This is a genomic window from Cecembia sp. (assembly GCF_007126775.1).
Classification (GTDB): domain Bacteria; phylum Bacteroidota; class Bacteroidia; order Cytophagales; family Cyclobacteriaceae; genus Cecembia.
On the sequence record NZ_SLAP01000119.1, the window covers coordinates 12918 to 30714 of the forward strand.

Genomic DNA, 17797 nt, shown 5'->3' on the forward strand with positions numbered 1-17797 from the left:
CCCTGAATATTAATTAATTGTTGATAATTTATCCTGTGCCATTTTTTTGATTTCGGGGTTGGTAGCACGCTCCACAATGGATTCTAGTGTAGCTTTTGCCTGGAAATCCTCACCAAGTCTCAGGTAATTTTCTGCCAAGAGAATGAAGCAGCGCCCGTACCAATAATCATAACTACTGTAAGGACCTGAAAAATCAAAAATCACTTCATTACTCTGTGTATAATTTTCCTGTCGATGATACGATTCTGCCAACAAGAATAGCCCTTCCGCACCATGAACTGTTTTGTATGTATTGATCAGGTCTCTCAATGTATCCTCTGCAATATTGACTCTGTTTGACTTCAAATAGGCTTTTGCTTTGGTCAACATTGCTTCCGGAATGGCATCACCTGTTACACTGCCCAAAGCAATTACCCTATCCGCATAAAAGATAGCCGAGTCAAATGCTGTAGTCTGATAATGTGCTTGCATCAATCCGTTCAAACTTTCAAATTCCTCAATTTGATTCCTGGCGTTTTTGGCAGACTCTCTAAGAAAAGGCAGCGCCTTTTCATAGTTTTTATTATCCAGTTCAATGGCAGCAATGCGTTGCACTGCCCTTGATCTTTGTCCTGAATCCCTTTCTCTATCAATTTGATAAAAGAAATTCAATGCCTGATCGGTTCTTCCTGCCCGGTAATGAGATTCCCCGATAAAAAAAACTGCTTCTGCCCTATTGGCTGCCTGCGGATAATTGCGCAAATAATCTTCAAAAGAACGGATGGCCTGATCCCAACTATTGGAAAAATACAGGGATTTAGCTGATTCAAATTCCAGGTTCTGTAAACTCCTGTTGTCCGGATTGGCCGATCGGTACCTCGAAGCATATTGAGAAAACTCCGCTGACCTTCCCTCTAAGGAAAGGGCTTCCTGTAATCCAACCAAAGCAGATTGTGAATTGACAAAATTGGGGTGGTTTTCTAGAATCTTTTTATAATCATCTATGGTGGCGTTATAATTCTGCTGGGAAAAATTAGCCACGGCCCTGCCTTCTAACGCAAAAGGGATGAAGGGGCTGTTAGGCCTGGTATTAATCAAACGTGTGAAACCTTCCCTTGCCTCTGCATATCGCATTTCTTCCATATTGATTTGTGCTTTTTGAAATATCCCATCCTCCAAATACAAACTGGAAGGATGGTTATTGATCAGCAGATTTAATTGGCCTATTGCCTCGTTATTCCTGTTTTGAAAATTGTAGACTACCCCACTTCTAAACAAGGCATAATCGATGAACTCATTGTTTTCACTAATTGCTTTTTGGAAAGTGTTCTGTGCTTCAGGGAATTTTTTCTGGACATAATAGGTGTCCCCGAGACGGATCAATGCTTCATCATAATTCCCCCTATCCTGGCTGCCCCGTCTGCTGTTTACATAATTATTGAATTGCACTTCTGCTTTGGGGTATTGCTCGGTATTGAAATAAGCATAGCCTAGACCGTAATACGATTTGACCAAAAAGGGATGATTGTTCCTTGGCCTTTGGCTTTGTAAATTTTCATATACCCTGATGGCCTGCACTAAATCTCCCTTTGCCGCAAAATTCTCCCCTTTCCAAAACAAGGCTTCCAGCACTAAGTCCCTGTCCACGGCAGTAGCTATAGATTTATCAAAATAAGCAGGCGCCAGGTCATACTTCTTGTCTCTGTAATATACAATACCCTGGTAAAAAGTGATTTTTTGATAAGCTTCTTTTATCCTTTGGGATTTACTTGGCATTTTCTCAATCAACTCAATGGCCCTAAGGTAGTTACTTGTGTTGATCAAAGCATCTGCCAACAAACCCTCTGCTTCTTTTACATACCTTCCGCCCGGATAATTGTTCAAATAACTGTCCAATGCACTTACCGCATCCTGAAAACTTCCCCTTTCAAGATTGACCTTGGCATAATTGATCAGCGCGTCTTCCTTAATTAAAGGATTCGCATCCCCCTTTGAGGCAGCGTTGAAGCTGTTGGAAGCAAATTGAGGGTTATTTAATTTAAGATAAGCATGCCCTAGGTAATAGCTGGATACCTGACCGATTTCATCATTATCAACTGCAGTTACCTTAAAGTAATCTGTAGCTCTTTGGAAATTTTGAATTTCAAATTGCGCTATACCAGCCTTGTATATCTGGGAACGGCTCAAATCTCCCCTTCTGGCATTCACAAAAGCATCATAGTTAACTGCTGCCTTGGGAAAATCCCTGTTTTCAAAAAAGGCTTCAGCAAGATAAAGGTGTATTTCCTCCCTTCTGTCAAGGTTTCTTCTATTGGCAAGGACAGGCTCGGCATAATTGATAAGCTCATTGTACAAACCTTGTTTATAGTAAGCTCCAGCTAGCATGTAAGGCACTTTATTGGCATAAAAAGAAGACTTATCTGCCTCTTTAAAATCTACGATTGCCTGAGAAAAATTACCTTGCTCAAGGGCTATAAAGCCAGCATAGTAATGGGCGTCTGCTTTATACTCATTAGGCTGTAATTTGACAGCATTGAAATAACGGATTGCATTGGTATTATCCTTCAGCTGGAAGAAGGAATAACCAATTTTAAAATTAACTTCGGAACCCTGTTCAAAATCTACCCGCTGCAGATTTACTTTTTGAAAAGCAGGAATAGCTTCCCGGTAATTTCTTTTATCAAAAAAGAAATTACCCAGTGAATGGGCCGCCTTGTTTGTAGTAGGATGGTCAGGATGCTTTCTAATAAAATAATAAACGAGATCAGAGGCTCCAGGATCTTCAATTTTTAATGCGGACAGGGCTTGATACAACTGGGCGATAACCATGGGTTCAGAATCAGCTTCAATGTTCCTGAATTTTTCAAACCCATATTTTGATGCCCCAAAATTTTGTTTTTGATAAAGTTCAAAATTATCATCGAGTTCTTTGAAATTCCCACTCTGGTAGAGGCTGGATTGTCCGCAAACTGACATGCTCATGCCGCAAAGCAAAAGCAGATAAAGGCTTTTTTTCATAGTTAAAAGCAACAATTTAATGCATGATCTTGAATATCATTTCCCGGAGAATTTCCGCATCACTTCTTCCTCCTGCATCCACCCCTTTGGAATACAAATCAGCTTCATGAATATATGCAAAACAATCAATAACCTTGCCTATTTGATAGTTTTTTGCAGCCGTCTTATATTCTTTTAAAAAAAAGGGATTGACACCTATTATTTTGACCAATTCGGCATCAGCTATGCCTTTGTTGGCATGGACCAGGGCAATCTTTGCGAAATAATTGTATATCAAGCTGATTATAGGCATCAAGGGGTGGTTTTTGGGATTTTGGGAAAAATATTGAATGATTTTATTGGCTTTAAAAACGTCCCGATAACCTATTGCATTGGTCAGTTCAAAAGTATTATAATCTTTATTGATACCCACATATTTTTGTACCAGATCTTTTGTGACAGTTACCTGCTCCGAAAAATTAATGAAAATTTTAGCCGTTTCATTGGCAATTACTTCAAGATTATTACCAATACTTTCAGCAAGAAATGCAGCAGTTTGGGGATTGATTATATGACCTTGGGATTTCACATAAGCTTCAATCCAAGCAGGTAATTGGTAATCTTTTAATTTTTCAGAATTGACCAATACAGCCTTTTTGTCCAATTCCTTGGATAGGGGCTTTCTACCGTCCAACTTCTTGTACTTATATGCAAAAACCAATATGGTACTGGGCAGTGGATTTTGAAGGTAATTCATTAACATGCTGTCAACCTCTTCTTTTCCAAGATTGGGTATATTTTGGGCTTCTTTAACTATCACCACCTGCCTATCTGCCATCATTGGAAACCTTCTTGCATTGCCTAAAATTGTATTTATTGGGGCTTCTTTCCCGTACATTACAACCTGATTGAAACCTTTCTCATGTTCAGCAATGGCATTTTTCTCTATAAAATCACTGATCCTATCGATAAAATAAGGTTCTTCTCCCTGCAAAAAATAAACAGGAGCATATTTTCCTGACTTCAAATCCCTAAGTACTTCTTCTGCTTTGCTGGCCATATTGATGATTTGACTTCAAAGATATAAAGAATTCAAAACTGGAAAAGGAACAAGTATTTTCTGTAGCATTAATTTTTAAACTTTATGATTGATTATTTTGTATAATAATTAGAACTAAATTGAATAATGTGAAAGAATTTGATTTATCAGTCAGCTACTTTAAGGAAGGTAAATTTGAGCTGGCATTGGAAAAAATAGAAAGTTGCATCAAGGCTGATGCGGCAAATTTGGAGTATGTTTTTTTTAGGGCACGTGTCAACAGCAGGTTGGGGAGTTTTGAAAAAGCTCTGGAAGATTTTGACAGATTGATCGGTTTTGAGCCTTTTAATCCCACATATATTACAGACAGGGCAGTAGTGCTGCATCTGCTGAAAAGGAATCAGGAGGCCATGGAGGAATTTGACCGGGCCCTGAACCTTGATCCCTCTAATCCCTATAGGTATTCCAGCAGGGCTTATTTTAAGGACCGAATTGGAGATTTTAAGGGAGCAATTGAAGATTACAACAAAGCCATAGATTTAGACCCTGAAGACGCAGTGGCACATAATAACAGAGGCCTCATTGAGGAAAAACTTGGATACATTGAAAAATCCAAAAAAAGCTTTAATAAAGCCGATGAACTTGTAGGCTACAATCCTTCCAAAACAAACGCAGATGAAATTGAACAGGGTTCAAAAAACAGTTTGCCACCAATTGGAAGCATTTCCAAACAGAATGAAAATGCTAACATTGGAGAAAATCAACTCAGTTTTTCCAAATATTTAGGGACTTTGAAAAACGTGTTTACTGACAGGGAAACGCAAAAGGAGTTTTTGCAATTTATCAAGTCCGGGTTCAAAAGAAGCGCTGATTAAGCCCTTTTCAATATCAGCAATGGTTTATTGATAAAATAAGACATCTTTCTTGACAAGTTTTTTGTAAATATTTGCTCAAACCAAGTTTTCTTTTTGCTTAGCATTACCAAAAGATCTCCCTTGGCTGTAATGAGGTAGTTTTCCAATCCAAGACCAGGCTCATCCCTGTAGGATTTAAGCACATAATTTACTTTTTGGTATTTAATAAACGGCTCCATTTCCTGCACCATGGTCAAGTGCAAACCTTTATCTATAGCTCTTTCTTTGGAGCTGACATGCACAATGTCAATTTCACTGTCAAAAAACCGGGCCATTTCCACAACTTTTTGGATGGCTATTTTATCCTCTTCCATATAGTCCGTGGCATAAACCAGTTTACGGGGTGGTTTGAAGAATACTCTTTTAGGTATGATCAGTACGTCTATTTCTGATTTTTCCACTACCTTACTGCTTCTGGTACCAACATAATTTTGCTTAAACTCGTTGATTCCCTCTGTACCCATTACAATCAGATCAGCCTGCATTTCCTCAGCAAAAGATAAAATGGTACTGACTGTTTTTCCTTCTTTGACGAGTCCTCTACAGGATTGTAAACCTTTGGATAGGGATTCTTCAACCACGGTATTCACTAAATTATCGAGCTTTTTCTGAATAAAAGCATATTGATCACTTACAGAAGGTTCTCCAACTACCAGTTTCTGATAATCTTCTTTATCAGGCACATGGAACAAAATGAGATCTGCACGGTATTTTTCCCCTAATTTTGCTGCATATTCAATGGCATTCAGGGAACATTCAGAAAAATCTGTTGGGCAAAGAATTTTAAAATGATTGGCCATAATATTTGGGTTTAATAGCCTTTGGCTTTATCAATCTGATTCAGTAAAGGCCTTTTATTTAACATGCGGTTATAATTCTCGATTATTTGGGGGGCTGCAGCATCTGGATTGGTCACACTGGCTATATGGGGCGTTATATCAATCTCTTCCCTTTCCCAAAATATGTGACCTTCCGGCAAAGGTTCGTTTCGAAAAACATCCAGTAAAGCTCCTGAGATGTATCCATCCTCTATTGCAGGAATAAGGTCTTCCTCAACTAAATGACTACCTCTGGCAACATTGATAAGATAAGTTCCCTTATTGCATTTCCTGAACAATTCCTTGTTTAAAACACCTTCTGTGTCCGGGGTTAAGGGCAACATGCAAACGAGTACATTGATTTGGGAAAGAAACTCATCCAATTTACTTTTTTCGTAATATGGATAAGTGGTGTCTACTTTAGGTGCAAATCCCAAACCTACAACCTCGATCCCTAGATATTGGAGTTTTTTGATTACATCCCCTCCCAGTTCCCCTACGCCCATAATACCCACAACTATAGGGATTTCAGGATATGACATATCCCAAATTTTCAGTTTTTGATCCCTTTTATACCTGTCTGTTTGCCTGTGGTAATTGAGAATCCCCATCAACACATAATTGGTCATGGAAAAAGTCAATTTCTTATCCACTATTCTGGTAATAGGAAGGTGATCAGGAATACTATCATCAGATAAAATATGGTCTACTCCAGCACCCATGGAACATATCAATTCAAGGTTCGGGAACTTATCCAGGATACCTTTGGGATGTTGCCACAACATGACTGCTTTAACCCTTTCCGTATCTTTTAAATCAGGAAAAACCTGTACCTCAATATTGTTGTCTATTTTTTTTATATTTTCGACCCAAATAGAGGCGTCTCTACCCGGTGAAATAATAGCAATTCCCATTTTTATTGCTTTGTTATGAATCTATGGCTCAAAATTTGTCTACAAAATTCAAGTAACATTATTTTATTTTGCCTACCTAACAAAATTATAGGAATACTTCAAAATTCAAAAAATACATAACAAATAACATTAAAATAATAACCAAATTCAATGATGAAGAACAAAGCCAAAATAATCATCCCATTTGTATTGCTTTTTGTAGTTTCAATGGTTGAGGCCCAACAGATCCAAATGCCTCAGGCAAGTCCTGCTGCCCAGATCAGTCAAAAAGTAGGATTGACAGATGTCAGTGTAGAATACAGCAGGCCCAGTATGAAAGGAAGGAAAATTTTTGGAGAACTTGTTCCATTTGGACAGGTCTGGAGAACAGGTGCCAATGCGGCAACATTATTGACCTTTTCTACTCCTGTTATCATTGAAGGTAATGAATTGCCGGCAGGAACATATGCATTGTATTCCATTCCAGATAAAAATCTCTGGACCTTCATTATATCCTCCAATACCAAATTATGGGGAGCAGTTGGCTATGATCAAGCAGATGATGTTATGCGATTTATGGTCAAACCAGGAAAAACTGGTCAACGCTATGAAACCATGGAGATCAACTTTGTAGATATGACAGATACAGGTGCTTCTTTGGCCATTAAATGGGAAAATACACGCGTAAAGTTCCGCATTGAAACAGAAGTAGATGAAATTGTCATGGGACAGATTAAAGAACTCGTGATTGATCAAGAACCACAAAACCCAGGATTGTATTACCAAGCAGCCAATTATTACTTTACCAATAACAAGGATATGGATTTGGCTTACGATTGGATAACAAAGTCTGTGGATGATGATCCTAAATACTGGACCATGCATTTAAAGGCCAAGATTGAGCTTGCTCTTGGCAAAAAGAAAGAAGCTAAAGAGTCCGCACAAAAATCAATGGATATGGCAAGAGAAGCCAAAAATCCAGATTATGTGGGATTGAACGAAAGATTGATCAGATCCATCAGATAAAATTTGTGAAATTATAATGTCAAACCTAATTAGGGTTTGATAGCCGTTCAATCGATTTCATTCCTTAAGTGCCAAAAATCACAAAAGTATTTTGTACAATAAAAGAGATTAATCTTTAATAAATATTTAATTTTGGGATGAAATAACCAAAATATCAACAACCGTAATGTCTAATAATAAAAAATTTATCATTGACTTTGATAGTACATTCACCCAAGTTGAAGCGTTGGATGTACTTGGCGAGATCAGTCTGAAAGAAGATCCAGAAAAAATTGAAAAACTTCAGGCTATTAAAGACATTACCGATATGGGAATGGATGGTTCCCTCAATTTCAGGGAGAGTCTGGAACGTAGGCTGGGTATTTTGGAAGCGACCAAACCTCAGATAAGCGAATTGGTCGAGGCCTTAAAACCAAAGGTTTCAAAATCCTTCAAAAGGAACAAGGAATTTTTGGAGGAGCATGCCGAAAATATCATCATTATTTCTAATGGTTTCAGAGATTTTATCACGCCTATTGTTGCCGATTACGGTATAAAGGCAGAGAATGTTTTTGCCAATGAATTCATTTATGACGAAAAGGGCAAGATCACTGACTTCAATAGAGAAAATGTATTGTCTAAAAACGGCGGCAAGTCTGAAACCATCAAAAACTTGAATCTCGAGGGAGATATTTACGTCATCGGTGATGGTTATACCGATTACGAAATCAAAGCAGCTGGTCTTGCAAATAAGTTCTATGCCTTTACCGAAAATGTAGAACGCGCCAAAGTGACTTCAAAGGCTGACCATATTGCGCCAAGTCTTGATGAAATACTCTACGTCAACAAAATGAATAAAAAATTCTCCTACCCAAAAAGCAGGATTAATGTTCTGCTATTGGAAAATATCCACCCTATCGGTGTTGAACTAATGCGCCAAGAGGGCTATAATGTGGAAGAGATCTCCTCAGCCCTATCTGAAGAAGAATTGGCAGAAAAAATTAAAAATGTCAGTATCCTTGGCATAAGATCAAAAACAAATGTGACCAAAAAGGTTTTGGAAAATGCCAACAGACTGATATCCATTGGGGCTTTCTGTATCGGAACCAACCAAATTGATCTGGAAACCTGTACCAAAAAAGGGATTGCAGTATTCAATGCACCATTTAGCAATACCCGATCAGTGGTAGAAATGGCCATAGCCGAAATTATCTTCCTGATGAGAAATTTTCATGACAAATCCCTTTCCATGCATCAGGGTAAATGGGATAAATCGGCAACAGGAAGTTATGAAATAAGGGGTAAAAAATTAGGAATAATAGGCTACGGAAATATTGGCGCACAGTTATCAGTTTTGGCTGAAAACATGGGAATGGACGTATATTATTACGATGTCATTGAAAAGTTGGCCTTGGGCAACGCGACCAAAATGGATTCTTTAGATGAGCTTTTACTCACTTGTGATGTTATTAGTTTACACGTAGATGGAAGAAAAGAGAATAAAAATCTGATAAACGAGAAAAAGATTGCCCTTATGAAAAAAGGGGCTCTACTGCTTAATCTTAGCCGAGGTCATGTAGTGGACATTAAAGCATTGAAGCAGGCACTGGACAGTGGACATCTTGCAGGAACTGCTGTTGATGTATTTCCTGAAGAGCCAAAAAACAACAGCGAACCATTTGTTTCTGAGATTATAGGTACTAAAAACACCATTCTTACCCCCCATATTGGCGGTTCCACTTCTGAAGCCCAGGTCAATATTGCCAAATTTGTCCCCGGCAAAATCATGGAATACATCAATACAGGGAATACATACAACTCTGTGAATTTCCCTAATATCCAATTGCCATTCTTAAAAGATGCCCATAGGCTTATCCACATCCACCAAAATGAACCGGGGATTATGGCTAAAATCAACCAATGCCTAGCCAAGCATGAAATCAATATTGTGGGACAATACCTGAAGACCAATGAAGACATAGGCTATGTGATTACCGATATAGACAAAGCTTATTCTCCTGAAGTGATTGATGCCATGAAAGAAATTCCAGGTACGATCAGGTTCAGGGTTTTATATTAATCCCATCAACCCCATAAAGCAGTGAGGAATCACTGCTTTTTTTATTTATTGGCCATCCATCCAAAAATGGTTTTATTTTTTCTGAAGAATTTTTAATATCGATAAAAAGTAAGCATCTGATGGGCTTAGGAACTAAAATAATTCTGATTATCATTCTTCTGCATTTAATAGTAGGCTTTGGTTTTATCATTAAATTGACGCTTCCTAAAAAAGAAAATAGGGACAAAGAAAACCAATAATAAACTAATTCCATAGAAGTCCATTTGACTCAAAATACCTTGAAAATTTATCTTTTATCCTGTTCCCCCATTTTCTGCGCCAAAGCAGATCCTGCCATCAACTGAAGGGCATGGTATACCATTAATGGCAATAAAATAATGCCAAAAACAACAGGATCAGGAAACATTACCCTACCCATCACTGCTCCCTGAACCAAAGATTTCTTGCTGCCACAGAACATCACCGTTATGGTATCTTCCCTCGAGAATCTCAGTCCTTGAGAAATTCCATACATTAAAGCCAACATCATAAAGAAAAAGCCTAACATCAGCACAGCCAAAACCAGCATTTTTACTGTACTGTGGCCTGCAAACATATCTTCTGCAAAGGATTCAGCAAAGGCAGTAAAAACAATCAATAAAATCACTGCTTGATCAAAATTTTTGAGGGTAAGCTGATTTTTATTGACAAAGCCGATCAGTCGGTGATGAAGCAATAACCCAAGAGTCACTGGTAGTAGTATTTGGAAACTGAGCCTGATAACTGTGGTAGTTAAATCAAAGGCTACTGCAGCTTCGGGCAACATAAAATCCATCCAGATTGGCGTAATAAATATCCCTACAATACTGGAAATACTGGCATTAAAAATCGCCGCAGGTAAGTTTCCACCTGCAATAGATACCATCACCACTGATGAAGAAACCGTTGAAGGCAAAGCCGCCAAATAAAATGTTCCTAGCCACAAATAGCTGTCTGCATCCCCGAAAAGCCAATAGAATAATAAAACGACAAGCGGAAATACCAAAAAGGTGGTAGCCTGCACCACCAAATGTAATTTCCAGTTTGAAAGACCTTCTTTCAATTTTTGAGGGCTAAGTTTGACCCCATAGAAAAAAAATATAACAGAAATGCCTATTCCTGTAATAAATTTTAGAGGCAAAGGACTGTCTGCTGTACCCCATGATGGAAAATACTTGGCCAAAAAAATCATACCCACCAAAAGGAAAAAAAAATTGTTTAAACCTACTCTCCTCAGGGTATCTCTGATTTTTGCCATTGCTGATTTTATTTTTTACCGGTAAAATGGGCATGCCTTTTTACATTATCGCAGATAATCGAAGTAGCTATGCCCACATTGAGTGATTCGGCATGTCCAAATCTTGGAATCGTGATTTTTTGGGTAACAAGCTGTGAAACAGACTCACTGATACCCTTGGATTCATTGCCCATTAGAATAACCCCCCCTTCTTCAAATTCAACATCATACAGATTCTTCCCATTCAAAAATGCACCATAGATAAATTTTGCCTTCCTTGATAAATACGCTGACAGATCAGTATAATAGAACTGCACCCTGGTAAAGCTTCCCATGCTGGCATGCAATACTTTAGGGTTATAAAAGTCGGCTGACTCATTGGATAACAATAATTTAGAAATACCATACCAGTCTGCAACCCGGATGATGGTACCCAAATTACCTGGATCTCTGATATCATCCAATGCAATTACCCATTCTGTTGACTTAAGTTCAAATTCTACATTATCTTTGATTTTAGCCACAGCCAGTGCGCTGTCGTTGGATTGGAAAGTCCCGGCACTTTCCAATATTTTTTGACTGACTTCATAAAGTGCTACTCCTGAGGAGGGAATCAGATGGTGATTTTCCAGGGCATATTTCTCGGTGAAAACCAAATGGCTTATTTCAAAATCAGATTGCAATAATTCCGTTACATTTTTTGCACCTTCGACAAAAAATGACTGTTCCTGTTTGCGGAATTTTTTCTGTTGCAAGGATTTAATAAACTTAAGCGTATTTTTGCTTAACATTCGTGTATGATCGAGGTAGTGAACAAGTTCAAATATATAAACTTTCTTTTTCTGCTGATTTTTATTTCTTCCTGTTCTTTGACAAAAGGACTCAAAGAAGGAGAATACCTGCTTTATGACGTCAAAATTGAAGGCAATGATAGGTCTAATAGATCGGAGTTATTGAATTTATCAAGGCAAAGCCCCAATACAAGAATCCCACTTTTAAATACCTCCATGGGAGTGGCCCTTTATAGATTTGGAGAATGGACCTATGACAGCACACGGCATTTATCTAAAAAAGAAAAGCTGCTTGTTGAAAGAAAGGCAATTATAGCCCTAGAAGAAGAAAATGAAGGTTTGGAAAAGAAAGAGCGTAAACGCTTAGAAAAAATAAATAGCAATATCGCTTCATTGGAAAAGAAATTAGAATTTGGCAATTTTTTTATGCGGACTGGGAACCCAAGGGTCATTTTTGACAGCCTTAAAGCTGAAGAAAGTAGCAGACAAATGGCTTATTACCTCATCAATAATGGCTTTTTTGAAGCCAAAACAGAATATAGGGTCAACAAAAAAAGGAGAAGGGCTTGGCTTACTTTTCTCGTTGAAGAAAACGCAGCTTACAGGATTGATACCTTTTACACCCGCTCTGATGATGAAAATATCTATGAAATTTTAAATCGAAGTGTCCGGAATTCCAACATTAAAGCAGGAAATTTTTATAATCAAACTGCAATTACCCAAGAAAGACAAAGAGTTGAAGACGTACTCAAGGAAAATGGTTATTATACCTTTTCAAGGTCCTACATTGAATACAATGTTTATAAAGACACCGTAGAAAAGTCAGTAGAAATTGAGCAGCTGATTAGAAAACCTAGTTTTTCGGATGTACATCAAGTTTACTATTTGGACTCCGTTTATTTTTCTGTAGACCCGCCTTCCGCTGAGTTCATAGATGAAGGTGAAAAAAGTAGGTTTAGAGACATACAGTTTGAATTTTACCAGGACAAATACTCGGAAAAAATAATCGCTTCAAGGATCTTTCTCAACAAAGATGACTTGTACAGCAGAAGAGATGTCATAGAAACACAAAGACAATTGGCCAATCTGGATCTCTTCCGCTTTGTCAATATTGCTTTTGATACTTTAGGCAATAGGCTCCGTCCTCGAATTTACACCCAGCCCAATCAAAAATACCAGGTCACCAACCAATTGGGGGCCAGTATCACGGAGCAGGTACCGGGACCCTTTTTCAGTCATTCCTTACGGAATAGAAATTTGTTTCGAGGTGCCGAAATATTCGAATTCTTCTTCAGGGCTGGGCTTGAAGGAGTGGTTTCTGCTACTGGTGAAGGAGGAGTGTTCCGCAGCCGGGAACTGAATACTTCTGCTTCAATTATTTTTCCACAATTTTTATTCCCTACTGGAAAAAATTCCCTACAAAAACTCGGTAGGTACAACCCAAATACCAGAACATTGATAGGCTATAATTATGTAGATAGGCCTGAATATATCCGTGAAAGTGTTAATGGTGTCATTGGTTACAACTGGAGCACTAGAAATCTAAGGCAACAATATACAATCAATGTTTTGGATGCTAACTTTATCCGCTCCAACCTCAGTAGTGAGTTTCGCGAACTTTTGGAAGGGCTTCAGGCACAGGGCAATAATTTGATCAATTCCTTTCTTCCCTCCTACGTGAGCAGTGTCTCCGGACAAGTGATTATCAACTTTAACCAATATGGTGCCTTTCAAAAGAATAAGGCATCATTGTGGCGCCTATTTCTTGAAAGTGGTGGAACAACTTTGAATTTTGTTGACAGACAGTTTATTGAACAAAGAAACCTCGCTTATTTTCAATTTATCAAATTTCAATCTGATTTTAGAAGGTATATACCAATTTCGAAAAGTCAGACTTTAGCTTATCGGTTGAACCTGGGTTTGGCAAGGCCTTATGGAGTCAGTAATGGTGTTCTTCCCTATGAAAAATATTTCTTTGCTGGGGGTAGCACTGGTATAAGAGCATGGCAACCCCGCCGATTGGGACCTGGATCATTCACACCCCAAACTTTTGAAGATGGTACCTTTGACTATCGTTTCGAACAACCGGGAGATATCCTACTTGAAGGCATGTTTGAACTTCGGTCAAAAATATATGGTTATTTTGATGGTGCTTTTTTTATTGATTTGGGTAATAGCTGGACTTTCCAGGAAGATGCATCAAGACCGGGTGCCAATTTTGAAATTGATCGGTTTTGGAGAGAAATTGCCGTTGGTACCGGACTGGGTTTGAGAATGGATTTTGATTTCCTTGTCCTTCGTTTGGATATGGGCGTTAAAGCCGTCGATCCTGCCAGACCGATTGGAGAGAGATTTATACTTGGACGATTTTTCAACAGTTTCCTGGGTGAAAGGGGACAGACAGTTTTCAATATTGGTATCGGCTATCCTTTCTAAAAAAACGCATATGGACATTCAACAATTCAATGATTCTATCGAAAAAAAAGAAATGCCAAAAGGTTTGTCTCTTCTTCTACAAGCATTATGGCATGATGCCAATGGAGATTGGCAAAAAGCCCATGAACTTGTTGATGGACCAGAAGGTAAGGCTTTTGCAAGAATTCACGCCTATCTCCATCGGAAAGAAGGTGATTTATGGAATGCTGATTATTGGTACAAAAGAGCGGGAGAACCAAGACCTTCAATTAATTTGACTGAAGAATGGGAGATTTTGGTCAGAAGAATGCTCGCATTACCCTAAGAAACTTTCTCAGGTCCGAATCTATCATTCCTGCTATTCAATTTCCCTTAATTCTACTTTAACTGCTTGTGCCAAAGGCGTTATGTTCCCTCCTACCTTTTCCGCAATGTAATAGGTGATTTGGGCTCCAAATAGGAAAATCACCACGGAGTAATATACCCAAACCAATAAAATCGCTAAAGAGCCAGCAGCGCCATAAGTCGAGCCAATATCAGAATTGCCCAAATAGAGGCCTATCAGATATTTTCCCAGTCCAAATAATACCATGGTTATCAAAGCGCCAACCCAGGTATCTCTCCAACGTACTTTGGCATCAGGAAGTATCTTATACATCAGTGCAAAAATCACTACAAAAACTGCCTGGGATATTGCAAAGTGAATAACAGTTGCTGTATCAAAATTAAGATCGACCAAATAGTCTTTCAGGTACTGGTTAACTATTACCAGCACAGCATCCAATACCAAAGAAATCAATAAGATAAAACCAATGGATGCAACCAATGAAAAACTTAAAAGCCGATTGATTATAAACTTGATAATTCCCTTTTCAGGTTTGGGTTTGATATGCCAAATATGGTTAATTGCATTCTGTAAGCTGACAAAAACAGTGGTGGCACTAAAAGCCAAAATCAATACTGCAACAAAATTTGGGATAACTCCTTCATCTTCCAAAGAAAAATTTTTTAGAATTTCTTCCAGAGTGTCCCTTCCTTCAATTCCTGCCAATTCTTCAACTTGTATTAAAAGCTCTGTCTGAACTTCTGATTCCGAGTAAAAAGTAGCTCCAATATTCAAAATAATAATTAATAAAGCAGGAAGACTAAAAATCGTATAAAAAGCAGTCCCCGCTGCCAAACCCATTGATTCTCCAGATGTAAAATCCTTGATGCTGTCTATTAAAATTTGAACTATTGTAAAATTTTTAATTTTTTTAATCATATTCTACTCCGTTTCCCATAGGTCTTTCAGGACATAAGGGCTTTTTACACCTGTAAAAAATGAGCCGTCCACAAAGCGGTAATTGGTCCCTATTTGACTCAGGGATTTCATATCTTCTTCATCCAAACTGATATCAATGGATGCCAGGTTTTGTGCAATCCTTTCCTTATTGACAGATTTGGGGATCACTGCGATATCTCTATGAATTGAAAAAGCAATAAGAATTTGTGCCGGGCTTGCTCCCTTTGCTGATGCCAATTGTTCTATGACAGGATGTTCCATCAGACTGGGCTCATCCGGTTTCTTTATTGATGCAGCCCTGTCCCCTGAACCCAAAGGTGAATAAGCTGTTACAAGGATATTGTTTTTTTTACAAAAGTCGACCAATTTATTCTGCGGAAGAAATGGATGCAACTCTATCTGATTCATTTCTGGGGTAATTTTTGCATTTCCGATGATTTCCTTCAGCTTGGAAATGTTAAAGTTAGAAACCCCTATATGCCGTGTAAGATCGGCTTTTACACATTGTTCCATGCCTTGCCAAGTCTGCCTTAAAGGCACATCACTGTATGTATAAAACTCTTCTCTTGTTTGGGCAAATCCTACCCCTGGCTTAAAACTTATCGGCCAATGGATCAAGTATAAGTCCAGATAGTCAAGCCTAAGGTCTTGTAAGGTTTGGGTAAGTGCAGGCTGCACATCTTCCAGTCGGTGATTGCTATTCCACAGTTTGGAAGTAATAAACAGCTCTTCCCTTCTAACTATATTGCTTTTCATTGCCTCTTCCAAAGCCTTACCTACTTCTTTTTCATTATCGTAAATAGCAGCACAGTCTATATGTCTGTAACCCGATTCAATAGCCCATAATACTGCCTTGAATACTTCTCCGGGTTTGGATTTCCAGGTTCCCAAACCAATAATTGGCAACTTATCTCCATTTTTGAATTGTAGGGTTTTCATACTGAATAGAATTATGTGGTGCAAGTGAGTAAAATTACCAGGCTTAACCTTTAAGTAAATTTACAAGCAATAAACAAGAATTGTCACTCTTCAAACTTATATTTTTCTAAGTACCTTCTAAAGCGGTTCATTACCCATAAATGGATCCTTGCCTGTGTATTGACATAAACCAACCATGGCAGTCTGGGTACAAACTCATGAATCGCCGAAATCATGTATTTACCTCCCATGACTTCCCGAAACTCCAACCAACCATAATCAAACCTTTTCACCAGCCAACCACCGGTAATGTAAAACAGTTGTCTCTTTAAATCACTACGGTCTGGAATCCAAGTAAGTTGTAACATAGGGTTAGAACTTGATAATAAATAGAAACCTAAATCACCCCTTTGGTTTTCTTTGGCATTGATTAAAAAACTGAAAAAAGTGGGTAACCAAACTTTATATCGATTGGCAACCCAGAGTGCACTTCTGTGCCTGGTATTGGGCATTCTTTGTATACTTCTAACCGTATTTTTGACTTCCTTTTCATTGGTAAACATGGGTGATTCAGACAATTTATTATCTGGGTCCAAAGCCTGCCTCGCACTTTGGTCAAAGTCCAAATATTCAGTTTTTAAGGAACCAACAGCCAACTCGTCGGCTACAGTTAGGGTATGTTTTAAACTTTCAACCAAAGGGGAAACCAATTTCGAAGGTGTTTTACCAAAGTAACTTACCCATAACTTAGAAAGGCCTACAGAGAATATGGGAACCGAAAAGATCCACCTCTTTTTACCCATGGCTTTGGCAGTTTTTTCCAACATTTCTTTATAGGTAAGTACCTCAGGAGCTCCGATTTCAAAGGCCTTGTGGTAAACTTCAGTATTTCCAAGACAGGAAACCATAATTTCCAAAGTATCTTTTAAAGATATGGCCTGTGTTTTGGATAGTGTCCATTTGGGGCACATTAAAGCTGGAAGTTTATTGATCAAGTTATGGATCATTTCAAAAGAAGATCCACCAGGGCCAACAATGATCCCCGCCCTTAAGGTAGTCACTGGAGTTCCTTTCGAAGCCAAAGTCTTTTCCACTTCCAGCCTGCTTCTTAAGTGAACGGAAATTTTAGCTGTTACAACTTCTTTCGGAAGAATTCCTCCCAAGTATAATATTTGTTTGATCCCATTAGCTGCTGCAGCCCTCGCAAAATTATCTGCCAATAAAAGATCCGTATCTTCAAAAGAACCTTGATTAAGCCTTGTAGAAGCGCTCATAGAGTGAATCAGGTAAATCGCATAATCTACTCCCATCAGCGCTTCTGTAGTGGAAGTAATAGAAAAAAGTTCTACCTTCTTCCATTCCACAGTAGGATCCGGATTCTAAACGGCCTCTCTCCTACTAAGTGCTA

15 protein-coding genes are annotated in these 17797 nt (G+C 38.4%); 5 read left to right on the top strand and 10 right to left on the bottom strand.

Annotation, left to right across the window (positions count from 1 at the left end; translation table 11 throughout):
• Nucleotides 1-9: 9 nt before the first annotated feature.
• Nucleotides 10-2997: a tetratricopeptide repeat protein gene (locus QZT73_RS08095; RefSeq protein WP_291787585.1), complete on the bottom strand. Its 2988-nt coding sequence runs from the start codon at nt 2995-2997 to the stop codon at nt 10-12.
• A gap of 16 nt (nt 2998-3013) precedes the next feature.
• Nucleotides 3014-4036 (bottom strand): DNA polymerase III subunit delta, encoded by a 1023-nt coding sequence (holA, locus tag QZT73_RS08100; protein WP_291787587.1) that lies wholly within the window; start codon nt 4034-4036, stop codon nt 3014-3016.
• Between the two features lie 128 nt (nt 4037-4164).
• On the opposite strand from holA, the gene QZT73_RS08105 reads away from it, so the two are divergent.
• Nucleotides 4165-4890, top strand: coding sequence for a tetratricopeptide repeat protein (locus QZT73_RS08105; RefSeq protein ID WP_291787590.1), 726 nt, complete (start codon nt 4165-4167; stop codon nt 4888-4890).
• Here QZT73_RS08105 and QZT73_RS08110 read toward each other — a convergent pair.
• Both QZT73_RS08110 and QZT73_RS08115 read right to left on the bottom strand, forming a co-directional pair.
• Nucleotides 4887-5729, bottom strand: a complete 843-nt coding sequence (locus QZT73_RS08110) for a universal stress protein (RefSeq protein ID WP_291787592.1) — start codon at nt 5727-5729, stop codon at nt 4887-4889. The two genes, QZT73_RS08105 and QZT73_RS08110, sit on opposite strands and share 4 nt — an antisense overlap.
• A gap of 11 nt (nt 5730-5740) precedes the next feature.
• Nucleotides 5741-6661 carry a glyoxylate/hydroxypyruvate reductase A gene (locus tag QZT73_RS08115; protein ID WP_291787593.1) on the bottom strand — a complete coding sequence of 307 codons (921 nt, stop codon included), beginning with the start codon at nt 6659-6661 and terminating at the stop codon, nt 5741-5743.
• Between the two features lie 153 nt (nt 6662-6814).
• Between QZT73_RS08115 and QZT73_RS08120 the strand changes: the two genes are divergently transcribed.
• The gene (locus tag QZT73_RS08120) at nt 6815-7666 is read left to right on the top strand and encodes a DUF2911 domain-containing protein (protein WP_291780457.1); all 852 of its coding nucleotides are present in this window, start codon (nt 6815-6817) and stop codon (nt 7664-7666) included.
• A gap of 166 nt (nt 7667-7832) precedes the next feature.
• Entirely contained in the window at nt 7833-9725 is a 1893-nt protein-coding gene (gene serA / locus QZT73_RS08125) for a phosphoglycerate dehydrogenase (RefSeq protein WP_291787595.1), read from the top strand.
• Here serA and QZT73_RS08130 read toward each other — a convergent pair.
• Genes QZT73_RS08130 through QZT73_RS08140 form a run of 3 tightly spaced genes read right to left on the bottom strand, consistent with a single transcriptional unit; the run spans nt 9709 to nt 11771 of the window.
• Complete coding sequence (locus QZT73_RS08130) at nt 9709-9978, bottom strand: hypothetical protein (RefSeq protein ID WP_291778158.1); 270 nt, start codon at nt 9976-9978, stop codon at nt 9709-9711. The genes serA and QZT73_RS08130 overlap by 17 nt on opposite strands.
• A 33-nt stretch (nt 9979-10011) precedes the next feature.
• Nucleotides 10012-11001 (bottom strand): bile acid:sodium symporter family protein, encoded by a 990-nt coding sequence (locus QZT73_RS08135; RefSeq protein ID WP_291787597.1) that lies wholly within the window; start codon nt 10999-11001, stop codon nt 10012-10014.
• Nucleotides 11002-11009: 8 nt separating this feature from the next.
• Nucleotides 11010-11771, bottom strand: a complete 762-nt coding sequence (locus QZT73_RS08140; RefSeq protein WP_291787599.1) for an RNA methyltransferase — start codon at nt 11769-11771, stop codon at nt 11010-11012.
• Between the two features lie 6 nt (nt 11772-11777).
• On the opposite strand from QZT73_RS08140, the gene QZT73_RS08145 reads away from it, so the two are divergent.
• Complete coding sequence (locus QZT73_RS08145) at nt 11778-14207, top strand: BamA/TamA family outer membrane protein (RefSeq protein WP_291787601.1); 2430 nt, start codon at nt 11778-11780, stop codon at nt 14205-14207.
• Nucleotides 14208-14217: 10 nt separating this feature from the next.
• Nucleotides 14218-14511 carry a hypothetical protein gene (locus QZT73_RS08150; protein WP_291787602.1) on the top strand — a complete coding sequence of 98 codons (294 nt, stop codon included), beginning with the start codon at nt 14218-14220 and terminating at the stop codon, nt 14509-14511.
• Nucleotides 14512-14544: 33 nt separating this feature from the next.
• Here the strand turns inward: QZT73_RS08150 and QZT73_RS08155 are convergent, their stop codons facing one another.
• The 3 genes from QZT73_RS08155 to QZT73_RS08165 form a co-directional block, all read right to left on the bottom strand.
• A complete protein-coding gene (locus tag QZT73_RS08155) occupies nt 14545-15450 on the bottom strand; it encodes a YihY/virulence factor BrkB family protein (protein WP_291787604.1) in 906 nt (301 codons plus the stop codon).
• A 3-nt stretch (nt 15451-15453) separates the two neighbouring features.
• Entirely contained in the window at nt 15454-16410 is a 957-nt protein-coding gene (locus QZT73_RS08160) for an aldo/keto reductase (RefSeq protein ID WP_291787606.1), read from the bottom strand.
• An 83-nt stretch (nt 16411-16493) separates the two neighbouring features.
• A complete protein-coding gene (locus tag QZT73_RS08165; RefSeq protein ID WP_291787608.1) occupies nt 16494-17753 on the bottom strand; it encodes an epimerase in 1260 nt (419 codons plus the stop codon).
• Between the last annotated feature and the right edge of the window lie 44 nt (nt 17754-17797).

Bases quoted from the DNA above. Each gene is read 5' to 3' on its own strand.
- QZT73_RS08145 (WP_291787601.1), top strand. From the start codon at position 11,778: ATGATCGAGGTAGTGAACAAGTTCAAATATATAAACTTTCTTTTTCTG.
- QZT73_RS08120 (WP_291780457.1), top strand. From the start codon at position 6,815: ATGAAGAACAAAGCCAAAATAATCATCCCATTTGTATTGCTTTTTGTA.
- serA (WP_291787595.1), top strand. From the start codon at position 7,833: ATGTCTAATAATAAAAAATTTATCATTGACTTTGATAGTACATTCACC.
- QZT73_RS08110 (WP_291787592.1), bottom strand. From the start codon at position 5,729: ATGGCCAATCATTTTAAAATTCTTTGCCCAACAGATTTTTCTGAATGT.
- QZT73_RS08135 (WP_291787597.1), bottom strand. From the start codon at position 11,001: ATGGCAAAAATCAGAGATACCCTGAGGAGAGTAGGTTTAAACAATTTT.
- QZT73_RS08160 (WP_291787606.1), bottom strand. From the start codon at position 16,410: ATGAAAACCCTACAATTCAAAAATGGAGATAAGTTGCCAATTATTGGT.
- QZT73_RS08150 (WP_291787602.1), top strand. From the start codon at position 14,218: ATGGACATTCAACAATTCAATGATTCTATCGAAAAAAAAGAAATGCCA.
- QZT73_RS08155 (WP_291787604.1), bottom strand. From the start codon at position 15,450: ATGATTAAAAAAATTAAAAATTTTACAATAGTTCAAATTTTAATAGAC.
- QZT73_RS08140 (WP_291787599.1), bottom strand. From the start codon at position 11,771: ATGTTAAGCAAAAATACGCTTAAGTTTATTAAATCCTTGCAACAGAAA.
- QZT73_RS08130 (WP_291778158.1), bottom strand. From the start codon at position 9,978: ATGGAATTAGTTTATTATTGGTTTTCTTTGTCCCTATTTTCTTTTTTA.
- QZT73_RS08115 (WP_291787593.1), bottom strand. From the start codon at position 6,661: ATGGGAATTGCTATTATTTCACCGGGTAGAGACGCCTCTATTTGGGTC.
- holA (WP_291787587.1), bottom strand. From the start codon at position 4,036: ATGGCCAGCAAAGCAGAAGAAGTACTTAGGGATTTGAAGTCAGGAAAA.
- QZT73_RS08095 (WP_291787585.1), bottom strand. From the start codon at position 2,997: ATGAAAAAAAGCCTTTATCTGCTTTTGCTTTGCGGCATGAGCATGTCA.